The following is a 24692-nucleotide window of genomic DNA, read 5'->3' as shown; positions in this document are numbered from 1 at the left end:
CACAAAACGCTGTCAGGAGAGGTCGGGCGCGATGAGCGAGGCGAAGCGGGACCAGAAGGCCCCCGGCGAGGGCGGCCGGTTCTGGGCCTGGGCCTACAAGTACCTGGCCGGGCCGGCCGAGGGGGTGCAGGGTGCCGTGCAGGGCGGGTCGACGCAGGCCCGCGAACTGTGGAAGCGCGACCTGGAGAAGCGCAAGCAGTGGAGCCGTGAGCAGCGGGAGCGCAAGCGCGCCGAGCGCGCGGCCCGACGCGCCGAGCGGGACCGTCAGCCGTAGGTGTCGCGGGGCCCCCGGCCCCGGACCCGGCGCGGCCCCTTGGACCAGGACGGCGCCGCCGGGCCGTGGATGTGCAGCTTGCGCACCACGTTGTGGCCCACCTCGCCGGCGATCCGCTTCAGCAGCGAGCCGGCGAGCAGCCGCAGCTGGGTGGCCCAGGCGGTGGACCGCGCCTCCACGGTCAGCTCGCCGTCCTCCAGCTTGACCGGGCGGCTGTGCTGGGCGATCTCCGACCCGACGACCTTCTCCCAGGCGCCGAAGACGGTCGCCTCGGCGGCCGGCTGCTGCCAGCCGCGCGCCTTCATCAGCCGTTCCAGCACCACCCCGAGCGGCTGCGGGTCGCGCGGGTCCGGACCCGGCCCGGAGTAGCCGCGCAGCCGCCGCTCGCCGCCGTCGCCGGAGACCGCGCTCTTCCGCCGGCTCTTCGCCGTCTCCGCCCGTCGGGCCTTCGCCGCGTCCAGCACCGCCCGAGCCAGCTCCGGCCCGGCCGCGCCCACCCCGGCTGCCGCGTCCGCACCGGCACCGGTCGGTCGCGCCCCGTCGACGGCCCCGGCACCCTGCCCACCGGTCGCACCGGCCGGCCGGGCCGGCTTGCCGGTTCCGGCGCCCCGACCACCAGGCGCGGCGTCCGCGCCGGCACCGGCCGCGTGGGCGGCGGCACCGCCCGCGTCGGTTCCAGCCTCCCGAGGGGTACGCACACCGCGCCGGCCGCCCGAGGCGGCGCGGCTCGGGCCACCCGTCCGGCGAACCGACTCACCGCCCTCGGCGCCGCGCTCCGGTTCAGTCGACACGACGTACCGTCCCCTCGCTCACCGCGTACCGGGTGCCGCGCAGCGCCGCGGGCACGTCGTCGTCGACCGCACAGGTCACCAGGAGCTGACCGGCCCCGCCGACCAGTTCCGCCAGGCGCTCCCGCCGGCCGGCGTCCAGCTCGGCGAAGACGTCGTCGAGCACCAGCACCGGCTCGATGCCGTCGGCGCGCAGCAGGTCGTACCCGGCCAGCCGCAGGGCCAGCGCGTACGACCAGGACTCGCCGTGGCTGGCGTACCCCTTGGCGGGCAGCGGGCCGAGGGTGAGGGTGAGTTCGTCCCGGTGCGGGCCGACCAGCGTCGTGCCGCGGTCGATCTCGTTGGACCGCGCCTCGGCCAGCGCGGCGGTCAGCGCCTCGGCCAGCACCGCCCGGTCGGTGGTCGGCTCGGCCAGCTCCAGCGACGGCCGGTACGCGATCCCCGCCGCGCCCCGACCCGCCGCGACCGCGTCGTACGCCTTCGTCACGTGCGGGGCCAGCGCGGCGACCAGCTCCAGCCGGCCGGCCAGCAGCTCGGCGCCGTGCCGGGCCAGGTGGGTGTCCCAGACCGCCAGGGTGGACAGGTCCCCGCCGCGCGAACCACCCGTCTTGCGGGCCAGGTACGCGGTGCGCAGCAGGGCGTTGCGCTGCTTGACCACCCGCTCGTAGTCGGCGCGCACCCCGGCGTACCGGGGCTGCCGCAGGACCAGCAGGTCGTCCAGGTAGCGGCGGCGCTCCGCCGGATCGCCCCGGACCAGTTCCAGGTCCTCGGGGGCGAAGAGCACCAGCCGCAGCGCGCCGATCACGTCCCGGGCCCGTCGGGCCGGTGAGCGCCCCAGCCGGGCCCGGTTGGCCTTGCCGGGAACGATCTCCAGCTCGACCAGGAGTTCCCGCCCCTCGTGCGCCACCGCGCAGCGGATCACCGCCGAGGTGGCGCCCATCCGGACGAGGGGGGCGTCCGTGGCGACCCGGTGCGAGTCCAGGGTCGCCACGTAGCCCAGCGCCTCGACCAGATTGGTCTTGCCGACGCCGTTGGCGCCGATCAGGACGTTCGGCCCCGGCTCCAGGTCGACGCCGACCCGCTCGTACGAGCGGAAGTCGACCAGTTCGAGCCGGCGGACGTACACAGGCTGTGGATACCGGTCAGCGCTTGCGGACGGCGTGCCCGCCGAACTGCTGGCGCAGCGCGGCGACCGCCTTCATCGCGGGCGAGTCGTCCTGGCGGGAGGCGAACCGCGCGAAGAGCGAGGCGGTGATGACGTTCAGCGGCACGGCGAGCCGGACGGCCTCGTCGACCGTCCAGCGCCCCTCACCGGTGTCCTCGGTGTAGCCGCTCAGCTCGGCCAGCTCCGGGTCCTCGTCGAGGGCCCGGTCGAGCAGGTCGAGCAGCCAGGAGCGGACCACGGTCCCCTCGCGCCAGGACTTGAAGACGCCCGGCACGTTGGTCACCAGCTCGGAGGCCGCCAGCAGCTCGTAGCCCTCGGCGTAGGCGTGCATCAGGCCGTACTCGATGCCGTTGTGCACCATCTTGGCGTAGTGGCCGGCACCGACCGGACCGGCGTGCACGAAGCCGAACTCGCCCTCCGGCTTGAGCGACTCGAAGATCGGCATCAGCCGCTCGACGTGCTCCTGGGCGCCGCCGACCATCAGGGCGTACCCGTTCTGCCGGCCCCAGACGCCGCCGGAGACGCCGACGTCCAGGTAGCCGATGCCCTGCTCGGCGAGGCGCTCGGCCCGGGGGGCGTCGTCGCTGAAGCGCGAGTTGCCCCCGTCGATGATGATGTCGCCCTCGCCCAGCACGCCGGCGAGCTCGTCGATGGTCGCGTCGGTGACGCCGGCCGGGACCATCACCCAGACCGCGCGGGGCGACTCCAGCTTCTCGGCCAGCGCCGACAGGCTCGCGACGTCGCTCAGCTCCGCGTTGTGGTCGAAGCCGACCACCTCGTGCCCGGCGGCGCGCAACCGTTCGCGCATGTTGCCGCCCATCCGGCCGAGTCCTACCAGGCCGAGCTGCATCTGCTCCTACCTCCGTGCGTCTGGGTCTGTCGGTGCTGCGATCAGCGGGACACGCGGATCGGCATGATGAGGTACCGGTACCCCGGGACGACCTCGCCATCCTCGCCGGCGGGGGAAATCACCGCCGGCTTGAAGGCGTCGACGAACGCCAGCTGCGCGAACTGGGCGCCCAGGTTGGCCAGGCCGTCGATCAGGTACTGCGGGTTGAAGCCGATGGTCAGCGGCTCGCCGGTGAAGGTGGCCTCCATCGCCTCGCTGGCGCGCGCCTCCTCGGTGCCGCCCGCCTCGACCACCAGACCGTCGGAGCTGAAGCTCAGCAGCACCGGGGTGGTCCGCTCGGCGACGAGGGCGACCCGCTTGACGACCTCGATCAGCGTGCTGACCGCCACCCGCGCCTCGGCGTTGTGGGTGGCCGGGAAGAGCGAGCGCACCGGCGGGTAGTTCGCCCCGTCGAGCAGCCGGCTGGTGGTGCGCCGGGTGCCGCCCGAGAAGCCGATCATGCCCTCGCCGGCAGCGCCCTGGGAAAGCGCCATGGTGACCTGGCCGCCGAGCGGGCCGAGGGCCTTGGCGGTGTCGTGCAGGGTGCGTGCTGGCACCAGCGCGTTGATGCTGATCTCCGGGTCGTCCGGGTTCCACTCCATCTCGCGCAGGGCGAGGCGGTACCGGTCGGTGGCGAGCATCGCCAGCGTGCCGCCGGAGAGCTCCAGCCGGACGCCGGTCATCATCGGCAGCGTCTCGTCGCGCCCGGCCGCCACGGCCACCTGGGCGACGGCGGCGGCGAAGGCGGCCGCATCGACGGTGCCGGCGCTCTCGGGCATCTCCGGCAGGGCCGGGTAGTCCTCCACCGGCATGGTCGGCAGGGTGAACCGGGCGCTGCCGCAGACCAGCTCCAGGTGGGCGCCGACCGCGGCGATGTCCACCGGCTTGGCCGGCAGCGCCTTGGTGATCTCGGCGAGCAGGCGGCCGGAGACGAGGGCGGCGCCGTCGGCGTCCCCCTGCACCTCGACGGTCACCTGGCTGGAGACCTCGTAGTCGAAGCCGGAAACCTGGAGGTTGCCGTCGGTGACCCGGAGCATCACCCCGGCGAGCACCGGTACGGACGGCCGGTTGGGCAGGCTCTTCGCGGTCCACGCCACCGCTTCGGCGAGCGCGTCGCGCTCCACTCGGAACTTCATCAATGCCTCCGCGTCGACGTCAGCGACAACTCTCTCATGCCGACCGCTGCCCACCGTCCCGCCCGACCGTGCGGGTACCCATCGCACCTTAGGGCGCGTGGGCATCGGCTGTGCGCCCGACCCCGTGGTTCCAGGTGCCGGGGCGACTGCCGACGGCAGCGTTCCGGCCCGATCCACAGGAAGTCCAACGGTGATGATTGGTTTTTGTTGTTTAGAAGAGATAACTCATCGTCTTCATCGCACCTGTGCAAACTGTGGAGAACCCGCGTCCGCCCAGGTCAGACAGGTTATCCACCGGTGGTTTAGCTGTGGAGAACCGGGGGGTAAACCGGTGTCGGAGTCCACAGGCCGACCGAACCCCCAGGTTGTCCACGGTTGTCCACCGGTTGTCCACGGGTAATCCACCGGGTTTCTCCCCAGTGCTGTGGACAGCGCCGACGGCCCTCGCCGGCGTCGTCCCCAGAACCTTCAACAGGCCGCCCACAGGTTGATCGTCGTCGGTGGACAACGCGACCGTCGTCCCCAGGCGTCCACAGCCCCGTCCCCAGGGTTTGTCCACAGTCTGTGGGTAACCGGGCCGGAACGGTGCGTGGTTTTCCACCGCCTGTGGAACAGGGGTTGTGGACAACCGGTGCGTGCTGTGGACGAACACGACACCGATCCTGGGCCCTCGACCCGGTGCAGGGTCAACCGGCGGCTCTCCACAGGCACGAAAAAACGCCCGACCGGTCCTCGGTCGGGCGCTTCCGGCGCTGGTTCGGCGTGGCATACGTGACGACGGCTTCAGTTCGGCGCGTCTGACGCCGCGCCGCGACCTGAAGCCGTCGCTCAGGTGTTCTGCTTGATCCGGTTGGTCAGCTCGGCGATCTGGTTGTAGAGCGAGCGGCGCTCCGCCATCTGCTGGCGGATCTTCCGGTCGGCGTGCATGACCGTGGTGTGGTCCCGACCGCCGAAGGCCTGCCCGATCCGGGGCAGCGACAGGTCGGTCAGCTCCCGGCACAGGTACATGGCGACCTGGCGGGCGTTGACCAGCACCCGGGACCGGGAGTGCCCGCGCAGGTCCTCCAGGCTCACCCCGAAGTAGTCCGCGGTGGAGACCATGATCTGGTCGGCGGTGATCTCCGGCCCGGCGCCGTCCGGGATGAAGTCCCGCAGCACCTCCTCGGCCAGCGACAGTTCGACGTTCGACCGGGTGAGGCTGGCGAACGCGGTGACCCGGATGAGGGCGCCCTCCAGCTCCCGGATCGAGTTCGACACCCGGGAGGCGATGAACTCCAGCACGTCCGGCGGGGCGTACAGCCGCTCCTGGGCCGCCTTCTTCTGCAGAATCGCGATCCGGGTCTCCAGGTCCGGCGGCTGGATGTCGGCGAGCAGACCCCACTCGAAGCGGGTCCGCAGCCGGTCCTCCAGCGTCGCCAGCTGCTTGGGCGAGCGGTCGGAGGTGATCACGATCTGCTTGTTGGCATTGTGCAGGGTGTTGAAGGTGTGGAAGAACTCCTCCTGCGTCCGCTCGCGGTTCTCCAGGAACTGGATGTCGTCGATCAGCAGGATGTCGACGTCGCGGTAGCGGCGCTGGAACGCGCTGGTCTTGTCGTCGCGCAGCGAGTTGATGAAGTCGTTGGTGAACTCCTCGGTCGAGACGTACCGGACCGAGCGGGCGTTGCCCAACGTGGTGGCGTAGTGCCCGATGGCGTGCAGCAGGTGGGTCTTGCCCAGCCCGGAGCTGCCGTAGATGAAGAGCGGGTTGTACGCCTTCGCCGGTGACTCGGCCACCGCGACGCTCGCCGCGTGGGCGAACCGGTTGGACGAGCCGATGACGAACGTCTCGAACATGTACTTCGGGTTGAGCCGGTTGCCGCCGCTCTCCGCGCCCCCGGGGCGGCGGTCGTCGCGCCCGCCGGGGCGGTGGTCGGGGCCGGCCCGGCCGGGGCCGCTGTCCGTACCGCTGTCGCGGGGCAGGCCGCGCGGACCGTGCGAGTCACGCGGCGGCCGGGCGTCGCCCCGGTACGCGGGCTCGAAGCCCCGGCCGTCGACTTCCGGCGCCTCCGGCAGGGCGCGCTCCTCGAAGCCACGCCGATCGGGGCCGGGACCGGCGCCGCGCAGCGGCTCGGCGAACGCCGCGCCGAAGAGGGTGTCCTGACCGCCGTCCCGGCTGGCCGGGATGCGCCCCGTGCGATGGCCGTCGCGCGCCGACGGTGCGGCCGGTGGCGCCGCCTCGGCGGGCAGCTCCGGGTAGGCCGGCGTCAGGTCGGGGAAGGCGGGCGGTGCCGCGGCGAAATCGTCCGCGGGCCCGTCCAGCCCGAGCTGCGCCGGCTCCGGGGCGCTGCGGTAGACGGTGCCGGCCGGGCGGCCGCCGGCGTCCTCGGCGACCCGTACGGTGACGGCGACCTGGATCGGCCGGCCCAACCGGCGGGTGAGCGCCTCGGTGATGGCCGGACGCAGGCGCGACTCGATCACGTCCCGGGTGAACGCGTCCGGAACGGAGAGCAGTGCGGTGTCCTCGACGATCGCCCGCAGCCGGGTCAGCCGCAGGTACGCGCGCTGCTGCGCGGAGATGATCTCGTCGGCGAGTTCGTCCGTCGCCGCGGTCCACACCGCGGCAAGGTCGGTCGTACCGGCCACCGTCGTGCCACCCCCTCGCCTCTGCTCCCGGTCGCCGCTGTCGTCCAGTCGGCCGTTCCGGGCCCGCCACCGCGTTCGAGCGGGTGGTACCTCACCCCGCCGGGCGGCTCGCCGACCGGCATCCACAAGTTATCCACAGCCTGTGTGTACCGACCGATTGTGCCGCCCGCCGTCTGCGGGTCGGACCTGCCCCCCTGGTCGGGCGGGACGTTGAGCGGGTTCACCGTGCCGAACGATTCACTGTCGTGTCCGGTCTTGCCTGCCAGCGACAACCCGGACCCCCGACGCTGACCGCAATCGGGCACGGTAACAGCGACGGCGTGCCACCATCAACCGCCGACGCTCCGGCCGCTTGGCGGCATAAGTGAAAACCGCCGGTTCGGTCGTCCGGCCGCCCTGCTCGTGCCCCCGGTGACCTGTTTGACGGTCATTGCCCCCCTGCGTAGGCTGGAACGGCTGCTCTGTGGCCCTCTGCTAGGGTGATGGGTGCTTGCTGTCCGCGGTCGCATCCCCGCATCGCCGAGGTTCCGCTCCGCCGGGCAGCACCGATCGGAGGCCGCCGCCGAAGGTGGCCTGGACCACCACACGACCCCGGCGATCCCGCGCCGTGGACGTACGAAAACGGAGAGCCTGACGTGAGCAAGCGCACCTACCAGCCGAACAACCGCCGGCGCGCGAAGACCCACGGCTTCCGGCTGCGCATGCGCACCCGTGCCGGCCGTGCCATCCTCTCGACCCGCCGCGCCAAGGGCCGTACCCGCCTGTCGGCCTGAGCCGACCGGGTCCGGGCCGGGGGACGTGGGCAGTCGTGCTGACGGCCGCACAGCGACTGCGGCGCAGTAACGACTTTGCCGCAGCGGTCAGGGGTGGTCGACGGGCCGGACGAGGCGCCGTCGTCGTCCACCTGACCCTGCCGCCGACCCCGGAACCCACCGCGACAACCTCGCCGGAGCCGGCGCGGGCCAGTGGCACGGAGACGATCTCCGTGCCGACCCGCGCCGGCTTCGTCGTGTCCAAGGCCGTCGGCCCCGCGGTGGTCCGCAACAAGGTCCGGCGCCGGCTGCGGCACCTGGTCCGCGAGCGCCTGGCCGCGCTCCCTGAGGGGAGCACCCTGGTGGTACGCGCACTGCCCGCCGCGGCCGAGGCGACCTACCTCCGGCTCGGAGCCGACCTGGACGCGGCGATCGCCGCCGCGCGGGCACCCCGGGGACGGCGGTCCCGTTGAGCACCGGATCGGCCGGTTCGCGGCCTACCAGCGTGGGTGCCCGAGTGCTGAGTGGCCCCATCATCGCGTACCGTCGTTGGATAAGCCCGGCGCTGCCGGCCCGCTGTCGGTTCTACCCGTCGTGCAGTGCTTACGCCCTGGAGGCGGTGGCCCGGCACGGCGCGCTCCGGGGAGCCGGCCTGACGGTCCTGCGCTTGTCGCGCTGCCACCCTTTCCACCCAGGTGGACATGACCCGGTGCCGGAGCCGGGCGGCCGCCGCCGTGCCGACGTGACTGGAGCCTGAGAATTGAGTCTCGACTGGATCTACTACGCGATCTCGTGGATCCTGCTGACCTGGCACTCGGCCTGGGACGCCATCGGGGTGCCGGTCAAGGCGGTGCTCGGCACGAACTGGGCCTGGATCCTCGCCATCATCTTCCTGGTGGTCACCGTCCGGGTGATCCTCTTCCCGGTCTTCGTCAAGCAGATCAAGTCGCAGCGGGCGATGCAGGCGCTCCAGCCCAAGGTCAAGGAGCTGCAGGAGAAGCACAAGGGTGACCGGGAGACGCTCCAGAAGGAGATGATGGAGCTCTACCGGAAGGAAAAGGCCAACCCCCTGATGGGCTGCCTTCCGATGTTCCTCCAGATCCCGGTCTTCCTCGGCCTCTTCCACGTGCTGCGCCGCCTCGACCCGGCGAAGGAGAGCAAGACCCTCTACGGCTGGACCGTCGACCAGTTCCAGAGCGCCTCGCAGGCGAAGATCTTCACCGCCCCGATCGCCGGCAAGTTCGGCTCGACCGCCGACGAACTGGCCCGCCTCGGCGCCAACGGCACCACCGTCAAGGTGATCGCCGGCATCCTGGTCCTGGTCATGATGGGCACCACCTACCTGACCAGCCGCCAGATGATCCTCAAGACCGGCTGGGCGGAGGACCCGCAGCAGCGGATGGTGCAGCGACTGATGCTCTACGGCATCCCCCTGTCGCTGCTGATCTCCGGCGCGATCTTCCCGATCGGTGTGATCATCTACTGGGTCACCAACAACCTCTTCACGCTCGGCCAGCAGCAGTGGGTGCTGCGTAAGTTCCCGCCGATGGTGACCAACGCCAAGCCCGGCAGCACGCCGTCCCGCAACCCGGTGCAGCCGGCGAAGACCGGTGGCTTCCTCAACCGCGCCAAGCCGGCCGCGCAGGTGTCGGCCAAGCCCGCCGCGCCGAAGGTCGCCGGGCCGAAGCCGGGTGCGAAGCCGGTCAACCCGAAGAAGGGCCGGCCCGCCAAGCGGCAGGGCTGACCCACCGGGCCGCCGTCGGGACCAACCGGCGGCGGCCTTCCGGCACCGCGCAGCCGCCGTATGGCCGGCGCCGGGCCGGAACCGCCGCGCCTGGCGCGGTCACGGGCGAGACTGCCCGTACAGACGTGCCCGTGGGCACCGGCCATCTCCCGCCGGGCGCCCCGGGAAACCAGCGGACCCGACGGTCCGGCCGAGCGAGTACGGAGATGACACCGTGACCGACACCAGCATCCCCAGCACGGAGCAGTCCGTGGACGAGGAGACCGTGCCGACCGCCGCGACCGGTGACGGCGAGCCCGAGGAGACCGAGGAGGCGGCGGCCGAGGCGGGTGCTCCGAAGAAGGCCGCCGGCGAGGGCGAACTCTTCGCGCAGAGCGAGATCGCCGCCGACTACATCGAGGGCCTGCTCGACATCCTCGACTACGACGGCGACATCGACGAGCTCGTCTCCGGCGGTCGCCCGGTGGTCGAGGTCGTCGGCGGGCGGCTGCAGAACCTGGTGGGTCAGCGCGGCGCCACCCTGGAGGCGCTCCAGGAGCTGGCCCGGCTCGCGGTGTTCCGCCAGACCGGTACGCCCAGCCGCCTGCTGCTCGACGTCGGCGGCTACCGCGCCACCCGGCGCAAGGAGCTCGCCGCCGTCGCGAAGAACGCGGTGGAGAAGGTCAAGGAGCACGGCGAGCCGGTCCGGCTGGAGCCGATGTCCGCCTTCGAGCGCAAGTGCGTGCACGACGTGGTCAACGCCATGAGTGGCGTGGAGAGCGAGTCCGAGGGCGTCGAGCCGAACCGGCGCATCATCGTCCGGCCGGCGGACTGACCGGGTGACCCACGACGACGCCACGGCCGACGCCGTGTCCGGCCCGGGTGGCACGCCGCCCGGGCCGCCGCCTGTGCGCCCGGTCCCCTCACCGGAGGACGCCGCGCTCCCGGCCGAGCTGGCCGCCGCCGCCCAGGCGCTCTTCGGTGACCGGCTGGACCTGGCCGCCGGGTACGCCGAGCTGCTCGCCACCGACGGGGTGGTACGCGGGCTCATCGGCCCGCGCGAGGCACCCCGGATCTGGGACCGGCACCTGCTCAACTGCGCCGCGGTGGCCGAGCGCATCCCGGAGGGCGCGAGCGTCATCGACGTCGGCTCCGGTGCCGGGCTGCCCGGCCTGGTGCTGGCGATCGCCCGTCCGGATCTCCAGGTGACCCTGGTCGAGCCGCTGGCCCGGCGTACCTCCTTTCTCATCGAGGCGGTGCAGCACCTCGGGCTGGCCAAGATGGTCCGGGTGTTCCGTGGCCGGGCCGACGAGGCGGCGTCGGGCGCCACCGGCGTCGGCCCGCTCAGTGCCGACGTGGTGACCGCGCGAGCGGTCGCGCCCCTGGACCGGCTCTCCAGCTGGTGCCTGCCGCTCGCCGTGCCCGGTGGCCGGCTGGTCGCCCTGAAGGGCTCGTCCGCCGCCGACGAGATCGCGGAACATGCCGAGGCCGTCGAGCGGCTCGGCGGTGGTGAGCCGAGCGTGCAGCTCTGCGGAGTCGGCGTCATCGACCCGCCCACCACCGTGGTGGAGATCGTGCGTGAGCGGGTGGTCCGGCCACCGGCCGCGAAGAAGGCGCCGAAGCGCTCGCGCGGCGGACGCAAGCGCGCGCGCTGATCTCCGGCCGGGGTTCCGGCGTGTCGCACCGTCGGCGGAGAACCGAGATGGACCCGCCGCGCCCGTCCCCCGTAGGCTGGCCGCGCGTCGATAGTGTGGGGCGGGCGGGCGTCGGGCGCACCGGGTCCCGACCGCTCCCGCCGGGGCCGTAGGCGCTGCGGTGCGAGAGCGCGCGGCCTGATTGACGGGTGCGGACCGACCATCCGGAGCGGGTAGGGATGACAGGTGCATGACGACGACAGGTACGACGATCCACGGGTGAGACGTCCGGAGGGCCTTCCCTCCGGAGCAGACCCTGTTTCACGTGAAACCGACCACGACTCGTGGCCCGTCGGCGACCAGCCGGGCCCCGCCGGTCCACCAGACTGCGACCCGGTGGTACGCCGGGAGGTGCCCGCAGTCGGTGCCGCCCGCCCCACGCCCGAGTCGTACGTCCCCCCGCCCGCCATCGTGGACGACGCGGGGCGCCCGGTCAACGCGCCCAGCGAGCGCACCGCCCCGGTCCGCCGCAACTCCGGCGCACCGTCCCGCTTCGAGACACCGGTCGGGGGCAACGTGCCTCCCGCCGTACCCCAGCAGACGCACCCGGGTGCGGTGGCGGACTCCGCGTCCGTCGCCGCGGACACGCCGGGGCCGGCGGCCGGGGGCGTGGCCGTGGACCCGGCCGACGCCGCGTACGTTTCACGTGAAACCCCGACGCGCGAAGAGGATGACCCACCGTTGGCTATGGAGGCGATGCGCGCCGTGCAGATCCTGAATCCGAGTGGCGAGGTGACCATGCCTCGGCCCGAGCGGACCCGGGTCATGTGCGTCGCGAACCAGAAGGGCGGCGTGGGCAAGACCACGACCACGGTGAACCTGGCGGTGGCGCTCGCCCTGCACGGCAACCGGGTGCTCGTGGTCGACCTCGATCCGCAGGGCAACGCCTCGACCGGGCTCAACGTGCCGCACCACACCGGGGTGCCGGACGTCTACGACTGCCTGATCAACAGCGTGCCGCTGGAGGAGGTCGCCCAGGAGGTCGAGGGCATCCCCAACCTGTGGTGCGTGCCGGCCACCATCGACCTGGCCGGTGCGGAGATCGAGCTGGTGTCCGTGGTCGCCCGGGAGTCCCGGTTGGCCCGCGCCATCGCCGCGTACCCGGGGCACTTCGACTACGTCTTCATCGACTGCCCGCCCTCGCTCGGCCTGCTGACGGTCAACGCGCTCGTGGCCGCGCAGGAGGTGCTGATTCCCATCCAGTGCGAGTACTACGCGCTGGAGGGCCTGAACCAGCTGATCAACAACATCAACCTGGTCCGGCAGCACCTCAACCCCAAGCTCGAGGTTTCCACGATCCTGCTCACCATGTACGACCGGCGTACCCGGCTCGCCGACGCGGTGGAGCAGGACGTCCGGAACCACTTCGGCGACAAGGTCCTCCAGGCCGTCATCCCGCGCAACGTGCGGGTGTCGGAGGCGCCCAGCTACGGGCAGTCCGTGATGACCTACGATCCCGGTTCGCGGGGGGCGACGAGCTACTTCGAGGCCGCCCAGGAGATCGCCGAGCGCGGTGTCAAGGAGCCGGTGAGCCGGAATGCGTAGTGCGGACGAGTCGCTGGGAGGCGTCGCATGAAGAACCGTCCCCGTGGCGGTCTGGGTCGAGGGCTCGGGGCGCTGATCCCGACCGGGCCGGCACCGGAGGCGCCGGGAACGACCCTCACCGCGCCGGTCGAGGCCGACGCCGACGGTACGGCGGCTGCCGCCCCCGTCGAGGCGGCGCCCGCACCGGTCGTCACGCTGCCGGAGCCGTCCGAGCCGCAGCTGAGCCCGGTCCCGGGGGCCCGCTTCGCCGAGATTCCGGTCGACGCGATCGTGCCGAACCCGAAGCAGCCACGGCACGTCTTCGACGAGGAGGCGCTGGAGGAGCTGAAGACCTCCATCCAGGAGGTCGGCTTCCTCCAGCCGATCGTCGTCCGCCAGCTCGACGCCGAGAAGTACGAACTCGTCATGGGCGAGCGCCGGTGGCGGGCCGCCCAGGCGGTGGGCCGGGAGAACATTCCGGCGATCGTCCGGGACACCAAGGACGACGCGATGCTCCGGGACGCGCTCCTGGAGAACATCCACCGGGCCAACCTCAACCCGCTGGAAGAGGCCGCGGCCTACCAGCAGCTGCTGGAGGAGTTCGGCGCCACCCACGAGGAGCTGGCGCGACGGATCGGTCGTAGCCGGCCGCAGATCTCCAACACCATCCGCCTGCTGAACCTCCCGGCCCAGGTACAGCGCCGGGTCGCCGCCGGCGTGCTCTCGGCCGGGCACGCGCGGGCACTGCTGAGCCTGGACGAGGCGGAGGCGCAGGAACAGCTCGCCCTGCGAATCGTCGCCGAGGGCCTGTCCGTACGCGCGACCGAGGAGATCGTGGCCCTCGCGCTCAGCGACGGACCGGCGAAGACCCCGGCGGCGAAGCGGCGCACCAAGCCGCACGCCCCGGCCCTCACCGATCTGGCCGACCGGCTCTCCGACCGTTTCGACACCCGGGTGAAGGTCGACATCGGCCGGAGCAAGGGCAAGATCACGATCGAGTTCGCCACAGTGGACGACCTGGAGCGGATCGTGGGGATCATCGGCGTGGGCGAGCAGGAACCGGAGAGCTGACCGCTCCGACGTTCGTCGACCGGCCGCGTCGCCCCTCTGCGGGGGACGCGGCCGGTTCGTTTTCCGCTCCGGTGGCGAGGCGCCACGGCGCGAGGGCTCGGGTGGCCGGGCGTTGTTCGGGCCGCGTTTCACGTGAAACGTGTTCGTCGCTCATCGAGCTGCGCACGGCTCTGGGTGGCGACATGGCCCCGACGATGCGCCCGACGCTCGACCCCGGTTGGCTGATGGCTGCGACCGGGTCCGAAGGCTGCGCCGGACCCGGGGGTTGCGCCGGACCCGGGGGCTGCGCCACGGCCGAGGGCTGCGGCCGGCTGCCCTACCGACGCAGGCCTCGATCAGAGTCAGGCCTCCACGTCTACGTCATCGTCCTCGGTGTCGCGGGGCGATCGTCCCGATGCTCTTCCGAGCCACCGCCTGGCGGCCCCGCCACCGGGGCTCGCCCATGACGAGTTCGTTCGGCCTCCGCCGCGAGCCCGCTGCGGGCGGGCCTGGAGTTGGCCCGACCCTTTGCCGAGCGGACGAACCGCAGAGGGTCGCGTCGACGCTTGTTCGCAAACCGCCCCATGGGCCCTGTGAGCGACTGGCGTGCCCGAGACGTCCACGGGTGCCAGTCGCGCGTCTCCTTCCGTCTGTGACGCCTGAGGAGGCGTTGCCGAGCCGTCGCAGGGAGGAGGCGCAGTGGTTGCATGCGGCCATCGCTGTCTCCGGTTCTGTTTCACGTGAAACGGGGGCCTGAAAGTGCGCTCCCGCCGACAAGGATGAGGGCCAGCGGTGCCCGGGCCGGATTCGGCCTCATGCCACACCCGGTGGCTCAACTTGGGCGAGCCTCAGGTGGGCCGCTCCGATTGCCGCCTGCCACACGCTCCGCTCCGCTGCGCGTCGCGATCGTCGAGCCCAGCGATGGCAGCTCGACCGGGGGAGCCTCAGCGCGCAGCGGACCCGCCGACACGGGCGGCGGGCCACGGCGCGGGCGCCCGAGGCGCTGGCTGCGGCCGTGCGGGGAGCGCACCGGGGACCGGCTCGACGTGCTGGACTCGGCCGACTCGGGTTGCGGGCCGGACCGACACGGGCTGCGGACCGGCTGCGGACCGGTCGTGGACGGGCCGGGCACAGGCAGCGCGCCGGGGACGGACGTCGGCTGCGGGCCGGGCCGACACGGGCTGCGGACCGCCACGGATCGGTCGTGAACCGGCCGGGCACAGGCGGCGCGCCGAGGACTGCCGGCACCGGCACCGCCAGACGCGGAATCGGTCCGCCACCTGCTCGGCCCCTGTTCTTCTCCGACTGGGGAGGTGCGCAGCGCAGCGCCGCCTCCTGCCATCGCCACTTGCGCCGCGCCACGACCGCCTGGGCGCCGCGGTGGGCTGGTGCCGGACGAGCCGCTGAGCGAGTGGATGCCAGCTCTCCTGAAGCTCGCCCGATCCGAGACGGCCGCTCACCGGGCCGCTCCCGGATAGCTTCCTCAAACTCCGGGTCCCCTGCGGCCCCTTGCTGTCCGGGTGGCCCTGCGATGGCCGCGATCCATCCTCAGCCCGATTCACCCCCTCGCCGGGTTCGGTGAGGGCACTCCGTTTCACGTGGAACATGCACGCGGCGGTTCCGCGCGACGCGCGCCCGGGTGCCCTTGTGCAATGAACTGCCCCCCGCACGCTCCGGGGAAGGGCGACCCGAGGATCTCGGCCGGAGGTCGCGGCGTAAAGCCGGACTGCGGCGACCGCCGGAGGCCCGGCGACCGCCGGAGACACGGGCGACCGCCGGAGGCGCTGCGACGAGAGCGCCCGGTCGTCGGCTCGGAACCGCCTCGGCGCGCTCCGCGTCGAGCGGCCAGCCCCCGGAAAACACCCTCCGAGCAGCAGCCAACCGGCGACTCGCTCGTTGGGAAAAACGGGCCCGCCACGCCTGTGGCTGAAACTGTGGATTCGGCCCCAAAGTTATCCACAGCAGTTTTCCACAGGCCCCCTCCGTTTCACGTGAAACACGGTGTCAGAGCACGTTCTGCCCTGTGGATGACGTGCTGTGGTGGTGATCTCACCAGCCTGTGGAAAACCTCTCTCCAGCTGGCCTCATGCGCCCCTCGGTGAATCCCCCTGACCGCCCGAGGCGTCCTCACGATCGCCGTCGTTCGGGTAGGGACAGCGGTCCCCGACTCGGTTAGGGTCAGCGTCGTGCACGACACCCCTCCCGCAGTCCCGGACTTCACCCAGTGGCCCTCGTTTCCCTTCGAGGGCGACCTCCACGTCAAGCACCTCGACGACCCGGTCCCGGTCGAGCCGCCCCGCAAGGGCGAAGGACACCGGGAATGCACCGCCTGCAACGCCCCCGACGACGCCTACATCTGGGTGGGCGAGCGATGGCGGGTACGCGCCATGGACCGCCCGACCGGGCTGCCGATGGTGCTGATCCTGGAGTCCCGCTCCCACCTCGACCTCGGAGACCTTCCCAACCTGCTCGCCGCCGAACTCGGGGTCATGACGGTCCGGCTGGAACGCGCCATCCGCTCGTTGGACGGTGTCGCCCGGGTGCACGTCAACCGGTGGGGTGACGGGTCCGCGCACCTGCACATGTGGTTCCTGGCCCGGCCGTACGGACGGCTCCAGCTCCGGGGCACGTTCCTGTCGCTGTGGGACTCGATCCTTCCGCCCATCTCCGAGGCGCAGTGGCGGGAGAACCTCGCGATGGTGGCCGCGTGGCTCGCCGAGTTCGGCGGGCGTCCGCTGGCCGAGCCGCCGCGCATCCAGTGGCAGGCGCCGTCCAGCCTGTCCGCGCAGGCGTCCCGGGAGAAGGAGCAGCGCGCGGAGGAGGAGCCGGTGTCGGTGATCGAGTCGGACGAGGAGATCCCCGTGCCGGCGGACGACCTGGACGACACCGCCGACACCGCGGATACGGCCGACGCCGCAGACGCCGCAGACATCAACAGCAGCAGCGGCAGCGACGCCGGGGCGGGCGGCCACGCCGGAATGAGCGACGACGCGGAGCACGGCGACCGCGGCCAGGACGCCGGCCGTTCTCAGGACGCCGACGGCAGCAAGGACAGGACCGAAGCCCCGGGTAGCAACGCCGAGGCCGCTGCGGAAGCCCGTCGAGGAGCCCAGCCCGCCCGGTGAGCGCGAAGGGAAGGTCAGCCGCGCCGGGCAGCCGCGCGGCTGACCAGTGACCCGAGCACCCGGCCGAAGTCCAGTCCGGCGGCCTGGATCGCCAGCGGCAGCAGCGACGTCTCGGTCATGCCCGGCGAGACGTTGACCTCCAGCACGTGCGGCCGGCCCTCGGCGTCGACGATCAGGTCGACGCGGGACAGGTCACGCAGGCCCAGGGCGGTGTGCGCCGCCAGCGCCACCTCGGTGACCGTGTCGGCGACCGCGCTGTCGAGCCGAGCCGGAGCGTGCCAGGTGGTCCGGCCGGCGGTGTAGCGCGCCGCGTAGTCGTACACGCCGTTGCGCGGCACGATCTCCACCGGCGGCAGGGCACGCGGGCCGTCGCCGAGGTCGACCACGGAGACCGCCACGTCCATGCCGGGCACGTACCGCTCGACCAGCGCCGTCGAGTCGTACGCGAAGCAGCCGACCATCGCGGCCGGGAGCGCCGCGGCGTCCCGGACCACGGCGGCGCCCAGGCCGGAACCACCCTGGGTCGGCTTGACCATCAGTGGCAGCCCCAACCGGTCCACGATCCGGTCGAGCACCGCCACCGCGCCCAGCTCGGAGAAGCGGTCGTGCGGCAGCGCCACCCAGTCCGGGGTGGGGATGCCGTTCTCCCGCAGCACCGCCTTCGCCGACGGCTTGTCCCAGGCCAGCCGGGAGGCCCGGGCGTCGCAGCCGACGTAGGGGACGCCGCAGAGGTCCAGTACGCCGCGCAGCGATCCGTCCTCGCCGGTCGCCCCGTGCAGCGCGATCACCACCGCGTCCGGCGGGTCGGCGGCCAGTGCGGGCAGCAGCGCCACGTCGGCGTCCCGCAGCTCGGCCTCCACGCCGACCGCGCGCAGCGCGTCGAGCACCCGGCGGCCGGAACGCAGCGAGACGTCCCGCTCGTAGGAGAGGCCACCGGCGAGCACGAGCACGTGCAGGTCGGCGGTGACGGCGGGATCGGTCACGGGGGATGCTCCGGCAGAGGTCACGACCATGCCGGAATCATGCCAAGTCGGGTCCCGGCGCGTCCGCGCCGCCCTGCCGCCGGCGACCGGCGGGCGTCACCGTGCCGAAGACGCGCCGCATGGCGATGTCCTGTTCCATCACGCCGGCCAGCCGGCGCACCCCCTCGCGGATGCGCTCCGGCGACGGGAAGGAGAAGTTGAGCCGCATGTTGCCGGTGCCGGAGCCGTCCGCGTAGAAGCCGGTGCCCGGCACGTAGGCGACCCGGGCGGCGATGGCCCGGGGCATCATCGCCTTGGCGTCCAGCCCGTCCGGCAGGTTCGCCCAGACGAACAGACCGCCCGCCGGGGTGGTCCAGGTGGTGCCGGCCGGCATCAGGTCCTCCAGCGCGGTCAGCATCGCGTCCCGCCGCTCCCGGTAGACCTCCCGGTAGACCTTCAGCTGCTGCCGCCACGGCATCGTCGACAGGTACGTCGCCACCGCCGCCTGCGCGTAGCCGCTGGGGCAGAGGATCTGCGCCTCGCTGGCGATCACCAGCTTGTCGCGGACCGCGTGCGGGGCCAGGATCCAGCCGACCCGCAGACCGGGGGCGAAGGTCTTGGAGAAGGTGCTCAGGTAGAAGACCCCGTCGCGGCGGCGGGCCCGCAGCGGCGCGGGCGCCTCCCCCTCGAAACCGAGCTGACCGTACGGGTCGTCCTCCACCACGAGGAGGCCGGCGCGCTCGCAGATGTCCAGCACCCGCTCGCGCCGCTCCTCGCTCAGCGTTACGCCGGTCGGGTTCTGGTAGGTGGGGATGGTGTAGAGGAACTTGACCCGGCGCCCGGCGCGGGCCAGGTCGGCGATGGCCACCTCCAGCGCCTCGGGGATCAGCCCCTCGTCGTCCATCGGCACGTGCGCCACCTGGGCCTGGGCGGCCTGGAACACCCCGAGCGCGCCGACGTAGGTCGGGCCCTCGGCGAGCACCACGTCCCCGGGGTCGAGGAAGAGCCGGGCCACCAGGTCGAGGGCCTGCTGGCCGCCGACGGTCACCACCACGTCCTCCGGGGAGGCGCCGCAGGACGCGTCGATGCCGGAGAGGGCCATCACCTCGCAGATCCGCTCGCGCAGCTCCAGGGTGCCCTGGCCGATGCCGTACTGGAGGGTGGTGACGCCGTGTTCGGAGCCGAGCCTGCCGAGCATCTCGCCGACCGCGTCGAGCGGCAGCGCGGCGATGTAGGGTGCCCCACCGGCGAGCGAGACGACCTCCGGCCGGCTGGCCACCGCGAAGAGCGCCCGGATCTCCGAGGCGGTCATCCCCCGGACGCGCCGGGCGTACCGGTCGGTGTAGTCGTCGAGCGTCGTGCCGGTCATGACATCACCTCGATCGGGTGTCGGTCGGGCTCCCGCCCCGTGTGGTACCCGCGGAGCCGGCGACCATGGCGGCGCGGGACGCCGGTTGGTCGATCCTAGTCCGCGGCAACCGTTCCGGAACCGCTGACGTGGGGTGCGTCCACATCCCGGACCGGCATCCCCGGCTCGGGTGGCCGTTCGCGCGTCTGATCCCGTACGGTCGGCTGGCGGCGTACGATCGCTCGTCGGGGGGCAGGAAGGCGGCGGCGTCTCCTCCGCGCTGGTTTCACCTCCGAGCCTATTGTGGGGATGCGCCAATGTCGCGACGTCTGGTCAGTCTGACCCTCGACACCTTGGAAGACCTGCCCCGTCCGTGCCGGCAGTGCGTCTACTGGGAGCTGGACCCGGTCTCCGCCGACCGGGCCTGTGCGGCCGGCGACCCCGGCCTGGAGAAGGAGGCATGGGTCTCCCAGACCCTGCTCGAATGGGGCTCCTGCGGCAAGCTCGCCTACGTCGACGGCATGCCCGCCGGGTTCGTCATGTACGCCCCACCGGCGTACGTCCCCCGCTCGATGGCCTTCCCCACCTCACCGGTCTCCGCGGACGCGGCGCTGCTGATGACCGCCAACGTGGTGCCCTCGTTCGCCGGGGGCGGGCTGGGCCGGATGCTCGTCCAGGGCGTCGCCCGGGACCTCACCAAGCGCGGCATCAAGGCGATCGAGGCGTTCGGCGACGCCAAGTTCGGCGACGGCGAGGACGCGACCCGGGCCTGCGTCGCGCCCGCCGACTTCTTCCTCTCGGTGGGCTTCAAGACCGTCCGGCCGCACCCGCGCTACCCCCGGCTGCGGCTGGAGCTACGGACCGCGCTGAGCTGGAAGTCCGACGTCGAGTACGCGCTGGAGAAGCTGCTCGGCTCGATGAGCCCGGAGACCCTGCTCCGCCCGGTGCGCCCCGCCCCGGCCACCCGCGCCACCACCAACTGAGGTCGAGCGCTCCCGGGTCAGTCCCGCACCGCACCGGCGGCCACCACCGCGCGCAGCTCGCTGACGTCGATTGAGCCGGTCGGCACGTCCCGCTCGATCGGGAAGAACATCCGCTGCACCGCGGCCACGATCGCCTCGACGACCTTGTCCCGGAACCGGGGGTCCACCAGCCGGTGCCGGTCGCCGGGGGAGGTGAGGTAGCCGACCTCGACGCGTACCGCCGGCATCCGGGTCAGCCGCAGCAGGTCCCAGGCCTTGGCGTGGGTACGGCAGTCCCGCAGCCCGGTACGCGCCACGATCTCCCGCTGCACCAGCCCGGCCAGTCGCTCCCCGGTCGCGGACGTGACGCCGTTGTCGGTGCCGTAGTGGTAGGTCGCCACCCCCTCGGCCTCCGGGTTGGCGTGCCCGTCGGTGTGCAGGGAGATGAAGACGTCGGCGCCGAGCGAGTTGGCCAGCTGCGCCCGGTCGGTGTCCGGCAGGCAGGTCGCCGGCGTCGGGCCCCGGGTGAGCTGCACCCGTACCCCGGCGGCGGCCAGCCGCCCCTCCAGCCGGCTGGCCAGGTCGTGCACCAGCTCCGCCTCGGTCCAGCGCAGCGGGCCGTCCGGCACCACCACGCCGGGGTCGGTGCCGCCGTGGCCGGGGTCGATCACCACGGTCCGCCCGACCAGGGCCGGCCCGGACTGCCGGATCGCGTCGGACTCGCGCAGCCACTGCGGCCGGCCGCCGACCACCTTGCGACCGAGGCGGCGCAGCGCACCCATGGTGTGCGGGCCGCAGGAGCCGTCCGGCTTGAGTCCCACCTCGCGCTGGAACTGGGCCACCGCGCGGGAGGTGCGGATGCCGTAGATGGCGTCGGCGTGGCCCACGTCGTACCCCATCTCCAGCAGCCGCTCCTGCAGCGACCGGACGTCCTCGCCGGTGAGGGGTTCGGGCACCGCGTGGTAGAGGGTGCGGGCGCCGAGCCGCCAGCGGGCGGCGTCCAGGGCCCGCCAGGTCTCGGCGCCCACCCGCCCGTCGACGCTGAGGCCCCGGGACTGCTGGAAGGCGCGGACGGCGCGTTCGGTGGCGACGTCGAACTCGTCGCCGGCGTCGGGCGGGAGGAGATCGAGGCCGGTGAGGACCGTGCGGATCTCCGTCACCGCGGGCCCACGGTCACCGGGTCGGATCGGACGCACGCACGACCCCCTCTGCACGGATGCTGGCTGGCCGGGCGCCACGGTCGCGCGACCGGAGGTGCACTCCGCGTAGCGGATGCCTACGGAGCGTACCGTGACCGGTGGTCCCCCGCCCGGCGTTCGCCCAGTTCAGGGCCCGCAACGACGGAACCCCCGCACCCGGGAGGGCGCGGGGGTTCCGGTGGTACGAGCGTCAGAGCGCCGACTCGATCAGCCGGACCAGCTCGCCCTTGGGCTTGGCGCCGGCGATCGACTGCACCGGCTCGCCGTTCTTGAAGATGGTGAGGGTCGGTACGGACATCACCCGGTAGGCGCGGGCGGTCTCCGGGTTCTCGTCGATGTTGAGCTTGACGATGGTGACCTGGTCGCCCATCTCGCCCGCGATCTCCTCCAGCAGCGGGGAGACCTTGCGGCACGGCCCGCACCACTCCGCCCAGAAGTCCACCAGTACCGGCTTGTCGGACTTCAGCACGTCAGTGGCGAAGTTCGCGTCGGTGACGACCTTTGTTGCTCCCACTATGACCCTCCTCCGGGACTTTCGTTCTTGAGTTGTTCAGCCGCTGATCGTGGCGATGAAGCGCTCGGCGTCGAGGGCGGCGGCGCAACCCGTGCCGGCCGCCGTGATGGCCTGCCGGTAGGTGTGGTCGACCAGGTCGCCGGCGGCGAAGACACCCGGCACGCTGGTGCGGGTGCTCGGCGCCTCGACCTTCACGTAACCCTCGTCGTCCAGCTCCACCTGCCCGCGGAAGAGTTCGCTGCGCGGGTCGTGGCCGATCGCGACGAACACACCGGTCACGTCCAGCACCTTGGTCTCGCCGGTGTGCACGTTACGGACCCGTACCCCGCTGACCTTGCCGTCCTCGCCGAGGATCTCCTCGACGGTGGTGTTCCACTCGACCTTGATCTTGTCGTTGCCGAGCGCGCGGTCGGCCATGATCTTGCTGGCGCGGAACGAGTCGCGCCGGTGGATGATGGTGACCGACTCGGCGAACCGGGTGAGGAAGCTCGCCTCCTCCATCGCGGAGTCGCCACCGCCGACGACGACGATGTGCTGGCCGCGGAAGAAGAAACCGTCACAGGTGGCGCAGGACGACACGCCGTGGCCCAGGTACTCCTGCTCGCCCGGTACGCCCAGCGGGCGCCAGGCCGAGCCGGTGGAGAGGATGACGGCCCGGGCCCGGTAGGCGGTCTCGCCGACCCACACGGTGCTGACCGCGTCCGAGCCGATCATCCCGGTGTCCTTGAGCTCGACCCGGGTGACGTCGTCGGTGAGGAACTCCGCGCCGAACCGCTCGGCCTGCTTGCGCATGTTGTCCATCAGCTCGGGGCCGAGGATGCCGTCGGCGAAGCCGGGGAAGTTCTCCACCTCGGTGGTGGTCATCAGGGCGCCGCCGGACTGCACACCCTCGATGACGAGCGGCTTGAGGTTGGCGCGCGCGGCGTAGACCGCCGCGGTGTAACCGGCCGGCCCGGAGCCAATGATGATCAGGTTGCGGACCTCGTCCACTGCCGTCTCCCGATGTGTGTGTTCGACAGCCGCTCCCGGCTGGCCTTGCGGCCGGGGTCGACGTCGATCCGAGTGCCGACGGCCCAGCGACGCCGGCGACTGACTTGCAGAACGTCATCGTACGAACCGGGGATTCCCGAACCGGTCATCCGGTGGGTCACGTCACGCGGCAACGGACGACCGGTGACCGCGAACTCACCCTACCTGTGCCTGGTAGCGGGTGTCCGCGCCGGATCCCGGCACTCCGCATTCCGCGCCGCTCACCCAGGCCCAACGCGCCCCGGACGGGTCGGTGAAGCGGAGCACCAGCGCCGGCTCACCCTGGAAGGCGGCGTAGTCGAGCAGTTCCACGGTGATGGCTCCGCGTCCGTGCTCGGTGGAGACGTCGGCGAGACAGGCGTCCAGCGCGCCCGCTGCGGCCAGCCGGTCGAGCCCGTTGGCGTTGGACGCTCGCCGGCCCTCCTCGGGGGCCTTCTCTGTCGAGCCGCCGGGGGCGAGCCCCGGGTCGGCGGTGGCGATCCGGGGCAGCACGGTCGCGGCAGCCCCGTCGGCCAGCGTCTGCGGCGTCCAGTCGGTGCCGCTGCGCTGCGCGGTGCCGGTGACCCGGAACGGCGCCGCCCCGGCGGAGGCGGCCTCGCCGCGGCCCTCGGCGACCGTCGAGTCGGCCGTGCCGCCGAAGCCCGACCGGTCCAGCAGCTGGTCGACGCCGAAGCCGACGGCCGCGAGCGAGGCCGCGGCCAGCGCGACCGGAGCGGCGAGCCGCGTCCAGCGCCGGCGCCGTCGGCCCGGCCCGCTGGCGTCGCCCCGCCGGACCCCGGCGGTACGCCCCGACCCGGGCTGCGCCGGCACCGAATGCCCCGGACCCCGCCCGTCCGTCGGCGAGGTGGCATCCGCCGGGGCGAGGTGAGCGTCGGAAGCAGGGAGGTCGACCGGAGCGGGCCCGGCGCCGGCCAGTGCGGCGGTGAGTCGTTCGGTGACCGCGAGCGGCATCTGCGGGGCCGGCTCGGCCCAGTCGGCGAGGTCGGCGCGGACCAGGGCCACGGCGGGCGCCAGGGCGGCGTACGCCTCGGCCCAGGCCGGGTCCTGTTCGACCAGCCGGGCCACGGTGGCCTCCTCCGGGGTGCCGTCCAGCGCCCCGCCGAGGTAGTCGGCGAGCAGGTCGTGGTCGACCCCGCTGAACTCCCCGGCCGTCACGTGTCCTCCTGGTTGGCGTCCCGTCGGGAGTGCCCCGACCCCGATCCGACGCCCTCGGGCGCTCGCGGGTTCCCGAGGGTGACGCCGGGCACGCTCCGGCCGGCGGACGGGACCACGCCGGGCGTCGCGCCGGTGGAGCCGGTACGCAGGTGGCCGAGCTGGAGCGCCAGCCGGGCGCGGCCACGGGCGCAGCGGCTCTTCACCGTCCCCTCGGCCACGCCGAGGATCCGAGCCACCTCGGCGACCGGGTAGCCCTGCACGTCCACCAGCACCAGCGCGGCCCGCTGCTCGACCGGCAACGTGGCCAGGGCCTGCCGGACGACCAGCGCGGTGTCGTGGTCGGGGGCCGGGGCGGCCGGCTCGACACCGCCGGAGCCGCCCTCGTCGACCCGGGTGCCGTCGGGCAGCGGAACGGTCGGGTGCGCCTGGCGGCGACGGATCCGGTCCAGGCAGGCGTTCACCACGATCCGGTGCAGCCAGGTCGTCACGGCCGAGTCGCCCCGGAAGCGTGCGGCGGCCCGGTGGGCGGAGAGCAGCGCGTCCTGGAGGGCGTCGGCGGCTTCCTCGCGGTCGCCGAGCGTGCGCAGGGCCACCGCCCAGAGGCGGTCCCGGTGCCGGTGGAAGAGCTCGGTGAACGCGTCCCGGTCACCGGCGACGTGGGCGCGCAGCAGCTCGAAGTCGCCGGGCTCGGCCGGCGGCACCGGGCGCGGCGGTACCACCGGCACCGCGTCGCCGGTCGCCGGATCGGGCGTACGCCCCCCGCGACCGGCCATCACCACGT

The 24692-nt window shown here is 72.9% G+C and carries 23 protein-coding genes; 11 read left to right on the top strand and 12 right to left on the bottom strand.

Going from position 1 to position 24692, the window contains the following annotated elements; all coding sequences use genetic code 11:
• Window positions 1-31 precede the first annotated feature (31 nt).
• The gene (locus V6U88_RS16040; RefSeq protein ID WP_334453797.1) at window positions 32-274 is read left to right on the top strand and encodes a hypothetical protein; all 243 of its coding nucleotides are present in this window, start codon (window positions 32-34) and stop codon (window positions 272-274) included.
• Here the strand turns inward: V6U88_RS16040 and V6U88_RS16035 are convergent.
• The 5 genes from V6U88_RS16035 to dnaA all read right to left on the bottom strand — a co-directional run bounded on the left by V6U88_RS16035 (window position 265) and on the right by dnaA (window position 6874).
• Window positions 265-771 carry a DUF721 domain-containing protein gene (locus tag V6U88_RS16035; protein ID WP_334453982.1) on the bottom strand — a complete coding sequence of 169 codons (507 nt, stop codon included), beginning with the start codon at window positions 769-771 and terminating at the stop codon, window positions 265-267. The two genes, V6U88_RS16040 and V6U88_RS16035, sit on opposite strands and share 10 nt — an antisense overlap.
• A 283-nt stretch (window positions 772-1054) precedes the next feature.
• Window positions 1055-2188, bottom strand: coding sequence for a DNA replication/repair protein RecF (gene recF, locus V6U88_RS16030; RefSeq protein WP_334453795.1), 1134 nt, complete (start codon window positions 2186-2188; stop codon window positions 1055-1057).
• A gap of 16 nt (window positions 2189-2204) precedes the next feature.
• Window positions 2205-3077: a phosphogluconate dehydrogenase (NAD(+)-dependent, decarboxylating) gene (gnd, locus tag V6U88_RS16025; RefSeq protein WP_334453793.1), complete on the bottom strand. Its 873-nt coding sequence runs from the start codon at window positions 3075-3077 to the stop codon at window positions 2205-2207.
• A gap of 41 nt (window positions 3078-3118) precedes the next feature.
• Window positions 3119-4252, bottom strand: coding sequence for a DNA polymerase III subunit beta (gene dnaN / locus V6U88_RS16020; protein ID WP_334453791.1), 1134 nt, complete (start codon window positions 4250-4252; stop codon window positions 3119-3121).
• A gap of 828 nt (window positions 4253-5080) precedes the next feature.
• Entirely contained in the window at window positions 5081-6874 is a 1794-nt protein-coding gene (gene dnaA, locus V6U88_RS16015; protein ID WP_334453789.1) for a chromosomal replication initiator protein DnaA, read from the bottom strand.
• A gap of 635 nt (window positions 6875-7509) precedes the next feature.
• Here dnaA and rpmH point away from each other — a divergent pair.
• The 9 genes from rpmH to V6U88_RS15970 all read left to right on the top strand — a co-directional run bounded on the left by rpmH (window position 7510) and on the right by V6U88_RS15970 (window position 16742).
• A complete protein-coding gene (gene rpmH, locus V6U88_RS16010) occupies window positions 7510-7647 on the top strand; it encodes a 50S ribosomal protein L34 (RefSeq protein ID WP_067300964.1) in 138 nt (45 codons plus the stop codon).
• A 35-nt stretch (window positions 7648-7682) separates the two neighbouring features.
• Window positions 7683-8099, top strand: coding sequence for a ribonuclease P protein component (gene rnpA, locus V6U88_RS16005; protein ID WP_334453779.1), 417 nt, complete (start codon window positions 7683-7685; stop codon window positions 8097-8099).
• A 44-nt stretch (window positions 8100-8143) separates the two neighbouring features.
• A complete protein-coding gene (gene yidD / locus V6U88_RS16000) occupies window positions 8144-8383 on the top strand; it encodes a membrane protein insertion efficiency factor YidD (protein WP_334453777.1) in 240 nt (79 codons plus the stop codon).
• Window positions 8384-8386: 3 nt separating this feature from the next.
• Window positions 8387-9370: a membrane protein insertase YidC gene (yidC, locus tag V6U88_RS15995; protein ID WP_334453775.1), complete on the top strand. Its 984-nt coding sequence runs from the start codon at window positions 8387-8389 to the stop codon at window positions 9368-9370.
• A gap of 214 nt (window positions 9371-9584) precedes the next feature.
• Window positions 9585-10184: a Jag family protein gene (locus V6U88_RS15990; RefSeq protein WP_334453773.1), complete on the top strand. Its 600-nt coding sequence runs from the start codon at window positions 9585-9587 to the stop codon at window positions 10182-10184.
• 73 nt (window positions 10185-10257) lie between these two features.
• On the top strand, window positions 10258-11004 hold the full coding sequence (gene rsmG / locus V6U88_RS15985; protein WP_334453980.1) for a 16S rRNA (guanine(527)-N(7))-methyltransferase RsmG: 747 nt from the start codon (window positions 10258-10260) through the stop codon (window positions 11002-11004).
• 225 nt (window positions 11005-11229) lie between these two features.
• Window positions 11230-12588 carry an AAA family ATPase gene (locus tag V6U88_RS15980; RefSeq protein ID WP_442934636.1) on the top strand — a complete coding sequence of 453 codons (1359 nt, stop codon included), beginning with the start codon at window positions 11230-11232 and terminating at the stop codon, window positions 12586-12588.
• 27 nt (window positions 12589-12615) lie between these two features.
• A complete protein-coding gene (locus V6U88_RS15975; RefSeq protein WP_334453771.1) occupies window positions 12616-13638 on the top strand; it encodes a ParB/RepB/Spo0J family partition protein in 1023 nt (340 codons plus the stop codon).
• Window positions 13639-15803: 2165 nt separating this feature from the next.
• Entirely contained in the window at window positions 15804-16742 is a 939-nt protein-coding gene (locus V6U88_RS15970; protein ID WP_334453768.1) for a hypothetical protein, read from the top strand.
• Window positions 16743-16756: 14 nt separating this feature from the next.
• Here V6U88_RS15970 and V6U88_RS15965 read toward each other — a convergent pair whose 3' ends face one another.
• On the bottom strand, window positions 16757-17755 hold the full coding sequence (locus tag V6U88_RS15965) for a D-alanine--D-alanine ligase family protein (protein ID WP_442934635.1): 999 nt from the start codon (window positions 17753-17755) through the stop codon (window positions 16757-16759).
• Window positions 17756-17762: 7 nt separating this feature from the next.
• A complete protein-coding gene (locus tag V6U88_RS15960) occupies window positions 17763-19073 on the bottom strand; it encodes an aminotransferase-like domain-containing protein (RefSeq protein ID WP_334453764.1) in 1311 nt (436 codons plus the stop codon).
• A 296-nt stretch (window positions 19074-19369) separates the two neighbouring features.
• On the opposite strand from V6U88_RS15960, the gene V6U88_RS15955 reads away from it, so the two are divergent.
• The gene (locus V6U88_RS15955) at window positions 19370-20035 is read left to right on the top strand and encodes a GNAT family N-acetyltransferase (protein WP_334453762.1); all 666 of its coding nucleotides are present in this window, start codon (window positions 19370-19372) and stop codon (window positions 20033-20035) included.
• Window positions 20036-20052: 17 nt separating this feature from the next.
• On the opposite strand, the gene V6U88_RS15950 is transcribed toward V6U88_RS15955, so the two are convergent.
• The 5 genes from V6U88_RS15950 to sigM all read right to left on the bottom strand — a co-directional run bounded on the left by V6U88_RS15950 (window position 20053) and on the right by sigM (window position 24684).
• On the bottom strand, window positions 20053-21210 hold the full coding sequence (locus V6U88_RS15950; protein WP_334453760.1) for an N-acetylmuramoyl-L-alanine amidase: 1158 nt from the start codon (window positions 21208-21210) through the stop codon (window positions 20053-20055).
• A 193-nt stretch (window positions 21211-21403) separates the two neighbouring features.
• Window positions 21404-21727, bottom strand: coding sequence for a thioredoxin (gene trxA, locus V6U88_RS15945; protein WP_088959679.1), 324 nt, complete (start codon window positions 21725-21727; stop codon window positions 21404-21406).
• 36 nt (window positions 21728-21763) lie between these two features.
• The gene (gene trxB / locus V6U88_RS15940) at window positions 21764-22717 is read right to left on the bottom strand and encodes a thioredoxin-disulfide reductase (RefSeq protein ID WP_334453756.1); all 954 of its coding nucleotides are present in this window, start codon (window positions 22715-22717) and stop codon (window positions 21764-21766) included.
• 195 nt (window positions 22718-22912) lie between these two features.
• Window positions 22913-23911 carry a hypothetical protein gene (locus V6U88_RS15935; protein ID WP_334453754.1) on the bottom strand — a complete coding sequence of 333 codons (999 nt, stop codon included), beginning with the start codon at window positions 23909-23911 and terminating at the stop codon, window positions 22913-22915.
• Window positions 23908-24684, bottom strand: a complete 777-nt coding sequence (sigM, locus tag V6U88_RS15930) for an RNA polymerase sigma factor SigM (RefSeq protein ID WP_334453752.1) — start codon at window positions 24682-24684, stop codon at window positions 23908-23910. Before sigM ends, V6U88_RS15935 begins: the two co-directional genes overlap by 4 nt.
• Window positions 24685-24692: the final 8 nt, after the last annotated feature.

It is taken from the genome of Micromonospora sp. CPCC 205739, from assembly GCF_036906795.1.
GTDB lineage: Bacteria > Actinomycetota > Actinomycetes > Mycobacteriales > Micromonosporaceae > Micromonospora.
The sequence above is the reverse complement of the archived record's forward strand: the minus strand, read 5'-3'. Positions and strand labels throughout refer to the sequence as shown.

Excerpts from the sequence above, each read along its gene's own strand:
- V6U88_RS16040 (WP_334453797.1), top strand. The coding sequence starts at position 32 with ATGAGCGAGGCGAAGCGGGACCAGAAGGCCCCCGGCGAGGGCGGCCGG.
- gnd (WP_334453793.1), bottom strand. The coding sequence starts at position 3,077 with ATGCAGCTCGGCCTGGTAGGACTCGGCCGGATGGGCGGCAACATGCGC.
- dnaN (WP_334453791.1), bottom strand. The coding sequence starts at position 4,252 with ATGAAGTTCCGAGTGGAGCGCGACGCGCTCGCCGAAGCGGTGGCGTGG.
- V6U88_RS15975 (WP_334453771.1), top strand. The coding sequence starts at position 12,616 with ATGAAGAACCGTCCCCGTGGCGGTCTGGGTCGAGGGCTCGGGGCGCTG.
- V6U88_RS15965 (WP_442934635.1), bottom strand. The coding sequence starts at position 17,755 with ATGGTCGTGACCTCTGCCGGAGCATCCCCCGTGACCGATCCCGCCGTC.
- V6U88_RS15960 (WP_334453764.1), bottom strand. The coding sequence starts at position 19,073 with ATGACCGGCACGACGCTCGACGACTACACCGACCGGTACGCCCGGCGC.
- V6U88_RS15955 (WP_334453762.1), top strand. The coding sequence starts at position 19,370 with ATGTCGCGACGTCTGGTCAGTCTGACCCTCGACACCTTGGAAGACCTG.
- sigM (WP_334453752.1), bottom strand. The coding sequence starts at position 24,684 with ATGGCCGGTCGCGGGGGGCGTACGCCCGATCCGGCGACCGGCGACGCG.